This is a genomic window from Deefgea sp. CFH1-16, from assembly GCF_016881365.1.
In the GTDB taxonomy this organism is placed as follows: domain Bacteria; phylum Pseudomonadota; class Gammaproteobacteria; order Burkholderiales; family Chitinibacteraceae; genus Deefgea.
Genome location: NZ_WLYT01000001.1, coordinates 2,193,727 through 2,207,920, shown reverse-complemented (window position 1 = coordinate 2,207,920; position 14,194 = coordinate 2,193,727). Strand labels below are relative to the sequence as shown.

13 protein-coding genes and 1 pseudogene are annotated in these 14,194 nt (G+C 51.1%); 8 read left to right on the top strand and 6 right to left on the bottom strand.

The genetic code is table 11. The features are described 5' to 3' along the window. Window positions 1–62: 62 nt before the first annotated feature. The 7 genes and pseudogenes from GKO28_RS12065 to GKO28_RS12035 all read left to right on the top strand — a co-directional run bounded on the left by GKO28_RS12065 (window position 63) and on the right by GKO28_RS12035 (window position 7,154). A complete protein-coding gene (locus GKO28_RS12065) occupies window positions 63–1,070 on the top strand; it encodes an ABC transporter ATP-binding protein (RefSeq protein ID WP_182076415.1) in 1,008 nt (335 codons plus the stop codon). Next, entirely contained in the window at window positions 1,067–1,450 is a 384-nt protein-coding gene (locus tag GKO28_RS12060; RefSeq protein WP_203564128.1) for a hypothetical protein, read from the top strand. Before GKO28_RS12065 ends, GKO28_RS12060 begins: the two co-directional genes overlap by 4 nt. Next, the gene (locus tag GKO28_RS12055; protein WP_203564127.1) at window positions 1,399–2,007 is read left to right on the top strand and encodes an ABC transporter permease; all 609 of its coding nucleotides are present in this window, start codon (window positions 1,399–1,401) and stop codon (window positions 2,005–2,007) included. Before GKO28_RS12060 ends, GKO28_RS12055 begins: the two co-directional genes overlap by 52 nt. Next, a complete protein-coding gene (locus tag GKO28_RS12050) occupies window positions 1,997–2,824 on the top strand; it encodes an ABC transporter permease (protein WP_182076414.1) in 828 nt (275 codons plus the stop codon). The genes GKO28_RS12055 and GKO28_RS12050 overlap by 11 nt, the downstream gene beginning before the upstream one ends. Window positions 2,825–2,865: 41 nt before the next feature. Further along, complete coding sequence (locus GKO28_RS12045) at window positions 2,866–4,290, top strand: gamma-aminobutyraldehyde dehydrogenase (protein WP_182076413.1); 1,425 nt, start codon at window positions 2,866–2,868, stop codon at window positions 4,288–4,290. 134 nt (window positions 4,291–4,424) lie between these two features. After that, window positions 4,425–5,711: a 4-aminobutyrate--2-oxoglutarate transaminase gene (gene gabT / locus GKO28_RS12040; protein ID WP_182076412.1), complete on the top strand. Its 1,287-nt coding sequence runs from the start codon at window positions 4,425–4,427 to the stop codon at window positions 5,709–5,711. After that, window positions 5,698–7,154, top strand: a pseudogene (locus GKO28_RS12035) (NAD-dependent succinate-semialdehyde dehydrogenase). The gene gabT and the pseudogene GKO28_RS12035 overlap by 14 nt, the downstream one beginning before the upstream one ends. Window positions 7,155–7,226: 72 nt before the next feature. Here GKO28_RS12035 and GKO28_RS21565 read toward each other — a convergent pair. From GKO28_RS21565 to adh, 3 genes are read right to left on the bottom strand one after another with little or no spacing between them, the layout of a single operon-like run. After that, on the bottom strand, window positions 7,227–7,448 hold the full coding sequence (locus GKO28_RS21565) for a DUF779 domain-containing protein (protein ID WP_307839001.1): 222 nt from the start codon (window positions 7,446–7,448) through the stop codon (window positions 7,227–7,229). A 1-nt stretch (window position 7,449) separates the two neighbouring features. Continuing rightward, a complete protein-coding gene (locus GKO28_RS21560) occupies window positions 7,450–7,626 on the bottom strand; it encodes a DUF779 domain-containing protein (RefSeq protein ID WP_282099295.1) in 177 nt (58 codons plus the stop codon). 45 nt (window positions 7,627–7,671) lie between these two features. Further along, complete coding sequence (gene adh / locus GKO28_RS12025) at window positions 7,672–9,192, bottom strand: aldehyde dehydrogenase (protein ID WP_182076411.1); 1,521 nt, start codon at window positions 9,190–9,192, stop codon at window positions 7,672–7,674. A gap of 393 nt (window positions 9,193–9,585) precedes the next feature. On the opposite strand from adh, the gene GKO28_RS12020 reads away from it, so the two are divergent. Continuing rightward, window positions 9,586–11,361, top strand: coding sequence for a sigma-54-dependent Fis family transcriptional regulator (locus tag GKO28_RS12020; protein WP_203564126.1), 1,776 nt, complete (start codon window positions 9,586–9,588; stop codon window positions 11,359–11,361). A gap of 266 nt (window positions 11,362–11,627) precedes the next feature. On the opposite strand, the gene hmpA is transcribed toward GKO28_RS12020, so the two are convergent. From hmpA to GKO28_RS21550, 3 genes are all read right to left on the bottom strand, one after another. Further along, window positions 11,628–12,749, bottom strand: a complete 1,122-nt coding sequence (gene hmpA, locus GKO28_RS12015) for an NO-inducible flavohemoprotein (RefSeq protein ID WP_247646522.1) — start codon at window positions 12,747–12,749, stop codon at window positions 11,628–11,630. A gap of 125 nt (window positions 12,750–12,874) precedes the next feature. Further along, window positions 12,875–13,123, bottom strand: coding sequence for a diguanylate cyclase (locus GKO28_RS21555; RefSeq protein ID WP_282099294.1), 249 nt, complete (start codon window positions 13,121–13,123; stop codon window positions 12,875–12,877). Window positions 13,124–13,163: 40 nt separating this feature from the next. Next, window positions 13,164–14,066, bottom strand: coding sequence for a sensor domain-containing diguanylate cyclase (locus tag GKO28_RS21550; RefSeq protein WP_203564125.1), 903 nt, complete (start codon window positions 14,064–14,066; stop codon window positions 13,164–13,166). Window positions 14,067–14,194: the final 128 nt, after the last annotated feature.

The window sequence follows — 14,194 nt, the reverse complement described above, 5'->3', positions numbered from 1 at the left end:
GCACCATTCGCCGCCCGATACACGCGGCGGCGCATCGGGCTGCGCCCCCGCAAGGACACAATATGCACATTGCCGTCGAATTTCAGCAGGTGAGTCGTCATTTTGGCGGCGTGCGCGCGGTCGATGAGGTCAGCGTACAAATCATGGATGGCGAGTTTTTCTCGATGCTCGGGCCATCTGGCTCAGGCAAAACCACCTGTTTACGACTGATTGCTGGCTTTGAGCAAGCCAGTGCCGGAGCCATCTTCATTCACGGCGTGAGCGCGCAAGGTTTGCCGCCCTATCGCCGTGACGTCAACACCGTGTTTCAAGACTATGCGCTGTTTCCGCATATGAATATCCTCGATAACGTCGCCTACGGGCTCAAAGTTAAAGGCATTGGCCAAGCGGAGCGCTATCGACAAGCGGAAGCCGCTTTAGACATGGTGGCGCTTGGCGGATTTGGTGCGAGAAAACCCGGTCAAATGTCAGGCGGACAACGCCAGCGTGTGGCACTCGCCCGCGCCTTAGTTAATCAACCCCGGGTGTTATTGCTCGACGAGCCATTGGGCGCGCTCGATTTAAAACTACGCGAACAAATGCAGTCAGAACTCAAAGCGTTACAAAAACAACTGGGCATTACGTTTATTTATGTCACCCACGATCAAGGCGAAGCCTTGTCGATGTCCGATCGCGTGGCGGTTTTTAATCAAGGCAAAATCGAGCAAATTGATACGCCAAAAATGCTGTATTCCCAACCCAAAACGGTGTTTGTCGCTGATTTTGTCGGCACAGCCAATGTGATTCGCGGCGCACTGGCCGAACAAATCACTGGGACTACGCAGCCATTTGCCGTGCGCCCAGAGCAAATTCGCCTTGGCGCCAGCACCAGCGAGCCGCAATTAATTGGCCAAGTGGCCGACATTCATTACCTTGGTGCCAGCAGCCGTTTGGCTTTGCAAGTCAGTAGCGGCGAGCGCGTTTGGGTCACGCTGGCGAACGATAGCGCCGTTATTCCAGAAATTGGCAGCGCGCTCACCGTGCATTGGCCCAAGCACAGCATGGTCTTACTCAACGAGGCCGCATCATGAGCAGCCCAAACCATTTCCCAAACCAATGGATGCCACTACGCAGGCTGTCTGATTTATTTTGGCGTCAACCCAAGCTGTTGTTGCTGGTGCTGCTTTTGCCGCCCTTGGCTTGGTTTGGCATTGTCTATTTGGGCTCTTTGCTGGCCTTGTTATGGCAAAGTTTTTATACCTTTGATGACTTCACCATGGCCGTCACGCAGCAATTGACCTTGGCCAACTACCAAGCGCTGTTTGATGCCGCCAATTACGATGTGGTACTGCGTACTTTGGTAATGGCGTGTGCGGTGACCTTGGCGGCGGCCATTTTGGGTTTCCGATTGCCTACTATATGGCGCGCTACGCCAAGGGCTGGCAAAAAGGCGCGATGTATGTGGCGGTAATGCTGCCGATGTGGGCGAGCTATATCGTCAAAGCCTATGCGTGGACAGTGATTTTGGCCAAGGGCGGCGTGGTGTACTGGTTTTATAACCAGCTGGGTTTAAGCAGCGTTATTGATGCCTTATTGGCGCTACCCAGCATCGGTGGCAACTCTTTGTCGACGTCCAACCTAGGGCGTTTCACCGTATTCACCTATATCTGGCTGCCGTTTATGATTTTGCCGATTCAAGCGTCAATCGAGCGCATTCCCGCCAATTTAATCCAAGCCAGCGCCGATTTAGGCGCCACACCACGGCAAACGTTTTTCACGGTGATTTTGCCGCTGGCGTTTCCCGGCGTTGTCGCCGGTTCGATTTTTACGTTTAGCCTCACGCTGGGCGATTACATCATTCCACAATTGATTGGCCCATCGGGTTTATACATCGGCACCATGGTGTATACGATGCAAGGCTCGATTGGCAATATGCCGCTGGCCGCGGCGTTTACCGTCGTTCCGGTGTTGATTATTGCGCTCTACCTGACCATCGCCCGCCGCTTAGGAGCTTTTGATGCGCTTTAATCCCACAGATGCCAATACCCCTCGTGCGCCGTGGTGGTTAACCACACTGGCAATCGGCGGTATTTTCTTTTTGCATTTTCCGATCATCATGGTCGCGCTATATGCGTTTAATACCGAAGAGTCGGCGTTTAGCTTTCCTTTGCAAGGATTTACTTTGCGCTGGTTTATTGCCGCTAGCGAGCGCAGCGATTTACTCGATGCAGTTTGGCTGTCGATTCAGATTGCACTCATCGCCACCGTATCGGCCTTAGTGCTAGGCACGATGGCGGCTGCAGCGCTATACCGCCGAAATTTTTTTGGTAAAGAAGCCATTACGCTGGTGCTGATTTTGCCGATTGCGCTGCCCGGCATTGTGACGGGGATTGCGCTGCTTTCCGCCTTTCGTTTGGCCGATGTCGAAACCGGCTTTTGGACCATCGCCATCGGCCACGCTACGTTTTGTGTGGTGGTGATTTACAACAATGTGGTCGCTCGCCTGCGCCGTAGCGCGTATAGCTTAATTGAAGCGTCGATGGATTTAGGTGCCGATGGCTGGCAAACCTTTCGCTATGTCTTACTACCGCAACTCGCAACCTCCTTACTCGCGGGTGCAGTGCTGGCTTTTGCTTTGAGCTTTGACGAAATTATCGTCACCACCTTTACCGCAGGCCAGCAACAAACCTTACCAATTTGGCTACTCAATCAACTAGGCCGCCCGCGCGATGTGCCGGTCACCAATGTTGTGGCACTGGGCATTATGTTGCTCACCACCCTGCCGATTTTATTGGCTTGGCGATTAACCCAAGGCACTGAAGACACCGCCGGTGCCAGTAAATAATGCGACCAGCAACCACAACCCGCCCCACAGGAGATAGCGCGATGAATAAACAATTACTCATCAATGGACAGTTTCAGCTTGGCGAAGGTGCTGTTGAAGAGATTCTCAATCCCGCCACCGGCGAAGTCATCGAGCGCATTGCCGAGGCGTCTTTAGAGCAAATCCAAGCCGCCGTTTCCGCCGCCAATGCCGCCTTTCGCCATTGGGCGCTGATGGTGCCTAAAGATCGCAGCATGCTGTTACTGCGATTGGCCGAGCGCATTGAGGCCACCGCCAGCGAATTTGCTCGCTTAGAGTCGCTCAACTGTGGCAAGCCCTATTTGGCGGCGCTCAATGATGAAATCCCCGCTGTGGCCGATGTGTTTCGTTTTTTTGCTGGCGCGATTCGCAATCAACATGGCGCGTTAGCGGGCGAATATTTACCCGGATTTACCAGCATGATTCGGCGCGATCCCTTAGGCGTTGTCGCCAGTATCGCGCCGTGGAATTACCCACTGATGATGGCCGCGTGGAAAATCGCCCCAGCGATTGCCGCTGGCAATACGGTGGTGATCAAGCCCTCAGAGCAAACCCCGCTCACTACGCTCAAATTAGCGACCTTAATCGCTGAAGTCTTGCCACCCGGCGTGGTCAACGTGATTACTGGGCGCGGCGATAGCGTTGGCAGCCCACTGATTAACCACCCGGCAGTGCGCATGATTTCTTTAACTGGCGACGTCTCAACCGGTGGGCGGTTTTTAGAAGCGGCCGCCAAAACGGTGAAGCGCACCCATCTTGAATTGGGCGGCAAAGCGCCAGTGATTGTTTTTGACGACGCGGACTTAGACGCCGTGGTCGCAGCGATTCGCAATTTTGGCTATTACAACGCCGGACAAGACTGCACCGCAGCGTGCCGCATTTATGCCGGTGCCAAAATCTACGACAAACTGGTGGCTGAGCTCTCCAGCGCGGTCGCCAGCATTAAATATGGCGAGCAACATTTGGATGGCGTTGAAATGGGGCCGCTGATTTCCGAGCGACAACGCAGCCGCGTCGCTAGTTTTGTCGAACGCGCCGCGCAATTGCCGCATATTGAAGTCACCGCCGGCGGGCGAGCAGTTGAAGGGCGCGGCTTTTTTTACCAGCCGACCGTGATTGCTGGCGCTTTGCAAAACGATGAAATCGTTCGCCGCGAAGTCTTTGGTCCGGTGGTGTCGATCACCCGCTTTACCGAGCCAGAACAAGCGCTCGCTTGGGCTAATGACTCCGATTATGGCTTGGCCAGCTCGGTCTGGACGCGCGATGTGAGCCATGCCATGCAATTTGCAGCCAAACTGCAATACGGCTGCACTTGGGTCAATACGCACTTTATGTTGGTCAGTGAAATGCCGCACGGCGGCATGAAACGATCGGGCTATGGCAAAGACTTGTCGATGTATGCGCTGGAAGACTACAGCTGTGTTCGTCATGTGATGGTGAAACTGTGATCCAAACGGCATGGCGGTGCACTATATAAATGGCGCGCTCAGCATCAAAATACATCCATCAGGTATATCAATCTAAGTCTTATTTTATAAAGTCAACAAAGCAATACCTATAGTTAAGATTCAAGGAGATCGCGATGAGTAATAATCAAACCCTGCGCCAACGCCAAGCTGCGGCCACACCGCGCGGCGTGGGTGTGATGGCACCCTTTTTTATTGAACGCGCGCTCAATGCCGAGCTGTGGGATGTGGAAGGTCGCCGTTTTATTGATTTTGCCGGCGGCATTGCGGTGCTCAATACCGGGCATTGCCACCCCACCGTCAGCGCCGCGGTGCAAAAGCAACTCGCCGCCTTTACCCATAGCTGTTATCAAGTTGTGCCGTATGAATCGTATATTGCGTTAGCGGAACGCATTAATGCTTTAACGCCGGGAACGCATGCCAAAAAAACCGCTTTTTTTTCTAGCGGTGCCGAAGCGGTCGAAAACGCAATCAAAATCGCGCGTGCCGCAACCGGTCGCAGCGCGGTGATTGCTTTTACCGGCGGCTTTCACGGCCGAACGATGATGGGCATGGCGCTCACCGGTAAAGTGACGCCATATAAAGTCGGCTTTGGCCCCTTCCCCGGCGAGGTGTATCACGCACCTTTTCCACAAGAATTACACGGTGTGAGCATCGAGCAATCGCTGCAAAGACTCAATGAGCTGTTTAAAGCCGATGTCGATCCGCAGCGCGTGGCGGCGATTATTTTTGAGCCGGTGCAAGGCGAAGGTGGCTTTTATATTGCGCCGCCAGAATGGCTACGCGCGCTGCGGCAATTGTGCGATCAACACGGTATTTTGCTGATTGCCGATGAAATCCAAACTGGCTTTGCCCGCACCGGACAATGGTTTGCGATGCAGCATTACGATGTATTGCCCGATTTAATGACGCTGGCCAAATCATTAGCCGGCGGTTATCCATTATCCGCCGTGTGTGGCCGCGCCGAAATCATGGATGCACCGAGCCCAGGCGGCCTAGGTGGCACCTATGCCGGCAACCCGCTGGCCATTGCCGCCGCACACGCGGTATTAGATGTGATCGAGACAGAACAACTCAATCAACGCGCCAATCAACTCGGAGATCGACTCCAAGCGCGCTTGCAAATCATCGCCAGCGCCGTGCCACACATCGCACAAATCCGTGGCTTGGGTGCGATGGTGGCCATTGAATTAATTGACCCGGCGACGGGTGAGCCTGACGTTGCCAAAACCAAAGCCATTCAAGCGCACGCCTTAGCCCAAGGTTTAATTCTGCTAAGCTGTGGTACTTACGCCAATGTAATCCGCTTTTTATTTCCACTGACCATCGAAGACACGGTCTTTGCTGAGGCGCTGGATATATTAGAGGCGGCACTAAAGGGGAATGCAGATGTTGCAACTTGATGATCCAACCCTGCTGCGCGAACACGCACTGATCGACGGGCTGTGGCAATCGGCCGACGATGGCGCAACGCTAGCGGTGAATAATCCGGCAGATAATTCGCCAGTGGCCTTGGTGCCTTGCATGGGCGTTGCCGAGACGCAACGCGCCATTTTTTGCCGCACAAGCGGCGCAAATCGAATGGCGCGCGCGGTCGGGCAAAGAGCGATCGATTGTTTTGCGCCGCTGGTTTGATTTACTCATGCAGCATCAAACCGATCTGGCCAAAATCATGACCGCCGAGCAAGGTAAACCCTTGGCCGAAGCCAAAGGCGAAATCGCCTATGCCGCCAGCTTTATTGAATGGTTTGCCGAAGAAGCCAAACGGCTCGATGGCCATGTATTGCAGCATCCACAAGCGGATAAACGCATTTTGGTCCTCCGCCAAGCCATTGGCGTAACGGCAGCCATTACCCCGTGGAATTTCCCCGCCGCCATGATTGCGCGTAAAGCTGGGCCAGCGCTCGCTGCGGGCTGCAGCATGGTGGTTAAACCCGCCAGCCAAACGCCACTCACCGCTTTGGCCATGGCCGAGCTCTCATTACGCGCCGGTATTCCGGCTGGGGTGTTTAATGTGATTACCGGCAAGGCCAGCGAAATCGGTGGCGAGCTCACCCGTAATCCGATTGTGCGCAAACTCAGCTTCACTGGCAGCACCGCCGTTGGCAAAGCCTTAATGGCGCAATGCGCCGATACCATTAAAAAAGTGTCTTTAGAGCTGGGCGGCAATGCGCCATTTATTGTGTTTGAAGATGCCGATCTGGATGCCGCCGTGGCCGGGGCAATGATTGCCAAATTTAGAAATGCCGGACAAACCTGCGTCTGTGCCAACCGGATATTGGTGCACGACGCGGTGTATGACGAATTTAGCCACAAGCTGCGCGTCGCAATGCAAGCGCTCAAAGTGGGCAATGGCATGGATTCAGACGTCATGCTCGGGACCTTTGATTGACGATAAAGCGATTGCTAAAGTCCAAGAACACCTGAGCGATGCACTCGAGCATGGCGCACAGCTCTTGCTCGGCGGCGGTCTGGATGCTTTAGGTGGCCGTTTTTTCCAACCGACTTTGCTCAGCCATGTCACCACCGCGATGAAAATCGCCCACGAGGAAACCTTTGGCCCGGTGGCACCGCTATTTCGTTTTTACCACGAACGCGAAGCGATTGATTTGGCCAATCACACCGAATTTGGTTTAGCGGCGTATTTTTATAGCCGCGATATCGGCCGAATTTTCCGCGTGGCCGAAGCGCTGGAGTCCGGCATGGTGGGCATCAATACCGGCTTGATCTCGAATGAAGTCGGCCCATTTGGCGGCATCAAACAATCAGGTCTAGGTCGAGAAGGCTCGCGCTTTGGCATCGATGATTATGTTGAGTTGAAGTATCTGTGTATTGCTGGCTTGTAAGTCGCTCCAATCGATTAAATTGACCAAAAAAAACCATCAGCGCAAGCAAGCCCTGATGGTTTTTTCTTTGAGTCAATCCGCAGCAAATGTCACTGGATGCGCGGCAAGCCATTGCCATTCCTCATCGGTAAACAAGCGCGAACGCGTTAAAAATCGGCGGCCGGTGCCACTTTCTAAAGAAAACATCCCACCCATTCCAGCCACCACATCGATGTGTAATTGCGTGTGCTGCCAGTATTCAAACTGCGAAGCACTCATATAAAACGGCGCACCGCCAATATCGCCCAAATACACATCACCCGCGCCCCACCTGAAACTCAGTACGTGAAAAACACATCGGCGCGCTGCCATCACAGCAGCCGCCCGATTGATGAAACAACAAAGCACCATAGCGCTGCGCTAGCGAATCAATTAACTGCAATGCGGCCTCGGTGGCGATCACTCGCGGTACGACCAGATCTATATTCGTCATTGACATTCTCCTGGGCGATCCGCAAACCGCATCGCCCAGCGGATTTTAGAAAAAACCCAGCGCTTGGTTGGAATAGCTCACGAGTAAGTTTTTAGTTTGTTGATAATGATCGAGCATCATTTTGTGATTTTCTCGACCGATGCCCGATTGCTTATAGCCACCAAACGCCGCGTGGGCCGGATACGCGTGATAGCAATTGGTCCAAACTCGGCCCGCTTGAATCTCACGGCCAAAGCGATACGCCTGATTGATATCTCGGCTCCAAACACCGGCCCCCAAACCGTATAAGGTGTCGTTGGCGATTTCTAGCGCTTCTGCTTCGGTTTTAAAGGTGGTAACCGAGACCACTGGGCCAAAAATTTCTTCTTGGAAAATGCGCATTTTGTTATGCCCAACAAAAATCGTTGGTTGGATATAAAACCCTTGGCCCAATTCGCCATCGAGCCGTGTTGCCTCACCGCCGGTTAAGCATTTGGCACCTTCTTGCTTACCTAAATCTAAATACGACAGGATTTTTTCAAACTGTTCTTGTGATGCTTGGGCGCCAATCATGGTATTGCCATCAAGTGGATGACCTTGGCGAATCGCTTTCACCCGCTGCACCGCCCGCTCCATAAATTGCTCGTAAATGGATTCTTGAATCAAAGCGCGTGATGGGCAGGTACACACCTCGCCTTGGTTGAGTGCAAACATCGCAAAGCCTTCGAGTGCTTTATCAAAATAAGCGTCATCGGCTTGCATTACATTGGCAAAGAAAATATTCGGGCTTTTACCACCCAATTCGAGCGTCGCCGGAATCAAATTTTGACCGGCGTATTGCATAATCAGACGACCGGTGGTGGTTTCTCCGGTAAAGGCGATTTTGGCAATGCGTTTGCTACTGGCTAGCGGTTTACCGGCCTCTAAACCATAGCCATTAACGATATTGAGTACCCCTGGCGGTAATAAATCAGCAATCAACTCCACCAACACCAAGATCGAAGCAGGCGTTTGCTCAGCCGGTTTTAATACCACGCAATTGCCTGCGGCCAATGCCGGAGCGAGCTTCCAAGTGGCCATTAAAATCGGGAAGTTCCACGGAATAATCTGCCCAACCACGCCCAGCGGCTCATGAAAGTGATACGCCACCGTATCATGATCAATTTCTGAAATACCGCCTTCTTGCGCGCGAATTGCGCCAGCAAAATAACGAAAATGATCAATCGCCAGTGGTAGATCAGCCGCCCGTGTTTCACGAATCGGTTTGCCATTGTCGATGGTTTCGGCCACGGCCAGCATTTCTAAATTGGCTTCCATCCGATCGGCAATTTGATTCAATATGCGGGCGCGTTCCGCTGCGCTGGTGCGACCCCAAGCCGTTTTTGCGGCATGTGCGGCGTCGAGCGCCAATTCAACATCGGCCGCTTTCGATCGCGCCACTTGGCAAAAAACTTGTCCGGTAATCGGCGTGATATTGTCAAAATATTCGCCATCAAGCGGCGCTTGCCATGTGCCATTAATAAAATTGCCATACTGCTGACGATAAGGAAATGCAATATTCAAAAACTTCATTTCAGCATGGTTCATTTTGCTCTCACTCCTAAGCGAGGAAATATAAAAACTGCACTCAATCCCGCGCCAACAGTTGCTCCCAATACCGTTGAGCATCATAGGCTCAAAGCATGCGGAGCCGCTTTGATTCACTGCCCGTTGACTGTTGCGCCAACAATGAGTTGCAAAAGCCATGCCAAGTTTTTAAATCACGCTTAACCCATGATTTTATTGGGTTTAATTTTTTATCTCGCTAAATAAAAGACATAAATCGTGTCAATTTGGAACAACTGTACTGCACAGCTGTTACAGTCCAACAGCAGCAAGTGTTGCGTTTTTTAATCGGACAGACACACAATAAATCTCAGTCTTTGCGCCACACAATCAACCCAGATCAATCCCTGATTCATCCTTTGCAAGGAGCTTGTTGTGGATCAATTTGAACTCAGCCAATCGCCGCATTTATTGGCAGCGCATCAACGCTCACAGCAATATGGTTTGGATGCGGTGACGCAAGCTGACTATGTGATTTTATCGGCCAAGCAACTACAAGCGCAGCAAGAAGAGCAGCGTGGTTTTTATCTACAAGCTTTGCCGGTACTGAGTACGCTCTACCAACAAATCGCAAAAAGTCACAGCACGATTGTGCTCACTGACGCCAATGGGCTGGTGCTGCATGCTTTGGGTGAAGATCAGTTTTTAGCCAAAAACCACAAAGTCGCCCTCAAGCCTGGTGCCATTTGGAGTGAGCAATATCAGGGTACCAACGCCATCGGCACGGCGTTGGCCGAGCAACGCGCCATCACCGTCCATGCCGAGCAACATTTTTTACGCGCGAATCAAGTCCTCACTTGCGCCAGCGTGCCGATTTTTAGTCCAGATTCCAGCTTGCTTGGCGTGATTGATGTAACCGGCGATTACCGCAGTTACCATGCATCGACGCTGTCGTTAATTAAAATGTCAGCACAAGAATTAGAAAATAAAATCCTGTATCACACCTTTCGTAATGCCCTTTATATTAGTTTTCATAGCCGAGCTGAATTTATGGGCACAGCGATGGAAGGCATTTTGGTGTTTGATGTCGATGGACACTGCTTGGCAGCCAATCAAAGCGCGCTGTTTCAGCTCGGTGCTGCTGTGCCAACGCCATTTGTTCATTGTTTTGATGCGCGCCAACAATCGATCAACGACATCATCAGCGCCTGCCGCGTTAATCCTGCGCAACTGACACTCACTTTGCACAATGGCATGCGTATTGCGGCCATTGCCCGCTTTGCGAACACGCCGCAAGCGACGCTCAGCAAACGCTTTTCACACTTGAATTACCTCAATACTGGCGACAGCCAAGTGGCTCGGATTATTGAGCGCGTCAGCAAAGTATTAGGCCATGGCATTCCGATTTTAATTACCGGCGAAACCGGCAGCGGCAAAGAGCTACTGGCGCAAGCCATTCATAAAGACTCACCGCAAGCGAGCAAAAATTTTGTCGCCGTCAATTGCGCATCGATCCCTGAATCACTGATTGAATCTGAATTATTTGGCTACGCAGAAGGTGCATTTACTGGCGCGAAACGCAGTGGCAATAACGGCAAAATCATTCAAGCGCATGGCGGAACTCTATTTTTGGATGAAATAGGTGATATGCCCTTGGCTTTGCAAGCGCGCTTACTGCGGGTGTTACAAGAAAGAGAAATCACGCCGCTGGGCAGTGATCGTTCAATTGCCATAGATATGGCACTGATTTGCGCCACCCACCGTGATTTAGCCGCGCAAGTGGCGCAAGGCTTGTTTCGTGAAGATCTGTATTATCGAATTCAAGGACTCACCGTAAAACTACCACCGGTGCGCGAACGTGGGGATTTGGCGATTGTGATACGCAAAATGTTGCATAGCTTAGGCCAAAAAGAACTGTCATCTGCCGCGCTGGCGTTGTGCTTAAACTACGATTGGCCGGGCAATTTTAGGCAGCTCTACACGGTATTACGCACTGCAGCGGTCTTGGCTGGTGATGAAAAGCAACTCGATATTGCGCATTTTTCGGATGATTTTATCGACGCGATTGCGGCCAACCATCAGCAAGCAAAACATTTACACACGCTCTCAACGCAAGCCATTCAAGCGGCGATTAGCGAGCATCATGGCAATATCTCGGCCGCCGCCCGCGCTCTGGGCATTTCGCGCAATACGGTTTACCGCAATAAATGATGAAGATTCAGACGACACAACGGATTGATCAGCAGCACCGTTTCATCGTTGCAATTAAGATTTTTAATCTGTGTTTACAAGGGTATATTGATGCAGGTTATATAAATATTAAATCCCATCAACATACCCACCCAAGCAGCACGTCGCTGTACTGTCATGTTCTGAGGTAAACCAGTCATTCGTTCAGCAATTAAACGCTCACGCCACCCGTGCCAAATGCTTCGGCATGAATTCGCTCACCACTCACACCCAGTGCATGTAATGATTTAATCTGTGCCTGCATAAACGCCAAAGGGCCACACAAATAATAATCGGCATCCGGCAAAAATCACCCGATCAACCAGCTTGGCCAAATCAATTGGGCCAAGGTGATGGCTGGCTGCTGGATCGGCTTGATCATAAAACACCGTCGCGGCGAAATTAGCCTTGGCCGCAGTCAATTGCTGCACCTGCTGTTTAAATGCATGCACCTCCGGATTGCGGCAAGCGTGAACTGAGCTCACTTGGCGCTCAGTGCCGGTGGCATGCAAATGCTGCAGCATCGCCATCATCGGGGTAATCCCAACGCCACCGCTGATCAACACCACGGGACTACTGCGATCGGTATGCAAGACAAAATCACCAGCCGGTGGTGCTACATCAATCACATCGCCCACTTCAATCGTGCCGTGTAATAGGTTTGAGACTTGCCCAATGATTTGTTGGTTTTGTTCACGCTTGACTGAAATACGCAAATAATCTTGCCCCGGCGCATCTGACAAACTGTACTGCCGTGGTTGCATCAATTGCCACTCAGGCACAAACATCCGCACCGAAATATATTGCCCCGGCAAATAATCCGGCACTGTGCCGCCATCGGCTGGGCGTAAATAAAACGACGTAATTTCACTGCTTTCTACTACTTTTTTTGCCACCACAAAACCACGCCAGCCCGTCCAGCCACCGCTTTTGAATGCGGCAGCAGCATACAATTGCGCTTCTTCGGCAATCAATACATCCGCCAGTTGGCCATAAGCGGCGGCCCAAGCAGCAATCAATTCATCCGTAGCGGCAGCACCCAGCACTTCTCGAATCGAAGCCAATAAATGATGGCCGACAATCAGATAATGCTCAGGGCGGATGCCCAAACTCATGTGTTTATTGGCAATACGTGTGAGTACCGGCGCCAACACACTCGGGTTATCAATGTGCTCGGCATACGCGGCAACCGCCATCGCTAAGGCTTGTTGCTGAGCACCAGACTGCTGATTACCTTCGTTAAAAATCTGCTTGAGTTCAGGATTATGCTGAAACATACGTGCATAAAAATGCGTGGTTAACGCTACGCCATGCTGTTTAAGAATCGGCGCGGTGGCACGAACTAAGTCGCGATCAGTCAAATTAAGCATGGTTATTCCTACATCAGTTCATAAATATGTATTTATTATACATATTTATAGGCATAAGAAAAGACACGGCATTGCGGTATTTTGCCGAGACTCGCATCGCAATACTCAATGTAAGGATTTATGCTTTAGTGATTCGCGACTACTGGAGCGACTTCAACTCGCCCTCGCCCCTTCTTTTTGGCCACTAATAAAACATCGTCCGCCCGCTGAATCATGTCACTGACACTGCATGACATCTCAACCGGCATAGTGGCCACACCGATACTCGCGGACATCGTAATGGTTTGCTGATTGATTAATAATGGTGTGTTTTGAATGGCGAGTAAAATCGCATTGGCTTTTTCAACCGCGTGCTCGTGTTGAATATCAGGCAAAACAATAATAAATTCATCGCCGCCATAGCGACCTAAATGATCATAAGAGCGTAAGCAAGCACAACTTAATCATCCGCACAAATTCAATCAATAACTGATCACCAACCGGATGACCGTATTCATCATTCACCTGCTTAAAATAATCCACATCCACCATCATTAAAGCCAAAGGCGTATGACTACGTCCAGCGCGTGCCATTTCGCGCTTGAGCAAGTCCATAATGGCGCCGCGATGCCAAATATTCAGTAAAGGATCAAGAACAGAAGCTCGCTTCACTTCGCACAATTCAGCAAACATCATTTGCTGCGATTCGCTCAATTCTCGCGTTAAAAATACTTGCTCTACCCAGCTGCCCAAATCATGCAAACAATGGCGTTCTTCATCAGAAAGTCCACGAGGGATGTGGTCAATAATGCATAAGGTCCCGACATTATGCCCATCGCTATTTTTTAATGGCCGACCGGCATAAAAAATAACGTAAGGCGCATCCAGCACCAGCGGATTATCGGCAAAGCGAATATCTTGGCGTGCATCGGGAATGACAAATAAATCATCGCCAAGAATGGCATGGCCACAAAAAGAAATATCCCGCCCAGTCTCTCTCACCGGTAAACCCATGCAAGATTTAAACCACTGCCGGTTTTCATCAATGAGCGACACCAAAACAATCGGCACATTAAACACCCGCTTAGTCATGCGAACGACGCGATCGAAGACCTCTTCGTCGGGCGTAGACAGCAATAACATCTTACGCAATGAGGCCATTCTTTCGTCTTCATTGCTCGGGATGGGGGCCGGTAACATGCGTGCTCCAAAACTTAATTGATTGATAAAGAATGATAACTCGGTCAACGCTTGCCCAAAAAAAATGACGCCAGTGAATTTTGTAATGCTCAGCGCTAAATCAAGAAATACTGCATTACTAAAATAAAGATCACGCATTCAATCATCAATCATTACACTAAATTATATTAGAACTTACTTATTAATAAAACAAACACGACGGTCGTTACGCCAAGCTCAGTGGTACAAAACAGAGCAATGCGCCATCATTGATCAGCAGCAAAATG

What these genes read in the sequence shown, in the direction of transcription:
- GKO28_RS12065 (WP_182076415.1), top strand. Translation starts at nt 63, where the DNA reads ATGCACATTGCCGTCGAATTTCAGCAGGTGAGTCGTCATTTTGGCGGC.
- GKO28_RS12060 (WP_203564128.1), top strand. Translation starts at nt 1,067, where the DNA reads ATGAGCAGCCCAAACCATTTCCCAAACCAATGGATGCCACTACGCAGG.
- GKO28_RS12055 (WP_203564127.1), top strand. Translation starts at nt 1,399, where the DNA reads ATGGCGCGCTACGCCAAGGGCTGGCAAAAAGGCGCGATGTATGTGGCG.
- GKO28_RS12050 (WP_182076414.1), top strand. Translation starts at nt 1,997, where the DNA reads ATGCGCTTTAATCCCACAGATGCCAATACCCCTCGTGCGCCGTGGTGG.
- GKO28_RS12045 (WP_182076413.1), top strand. Translation starts at nt 2,866, where the DNA reads ATGAATAAACAATTACTCATCAATGGACAGTTTCAGCTTGGCGAAGGT.
- gabT (WP_182076412.1), top strand. Translation starts at nt 4,425, where the DNA reads ATGAGTAATAATCAAACCCTGCGCCAACGCCAAGCTGCGGCCACACCG.
- GKO28_RS21560 (WP_282099295.1), bottom strand. Translation starts at nt 7,626, where the DNA reads ATGACGAATATAGATCTGGTCGTACCGCGAGTGATCGCCACCGAGGCC.
- adh (WP_182076411.1), bottom strand. Translation starts at nt 9,192, where the DNA reads ATGAACCATGCTGAAATGAAGTTTTTGAATATTGCATTTCCTTATCGT.
- hmpA (WP_247646522.1), bottom strand. Translation starts at nt 12,749, where the DNA reads ATGCTTAATTTGACTGATCGCGACTTAGTTCGTGCCACCGCGCCGATT.
- GKO28_RS21550 (WP_203564125.1), bottom strand. Translation starts at nt 14,066, where the DNA reads ATGCGTGATCTTTATTTTAGTAATGCAGTATTTCTTGATTTAGCGCTG.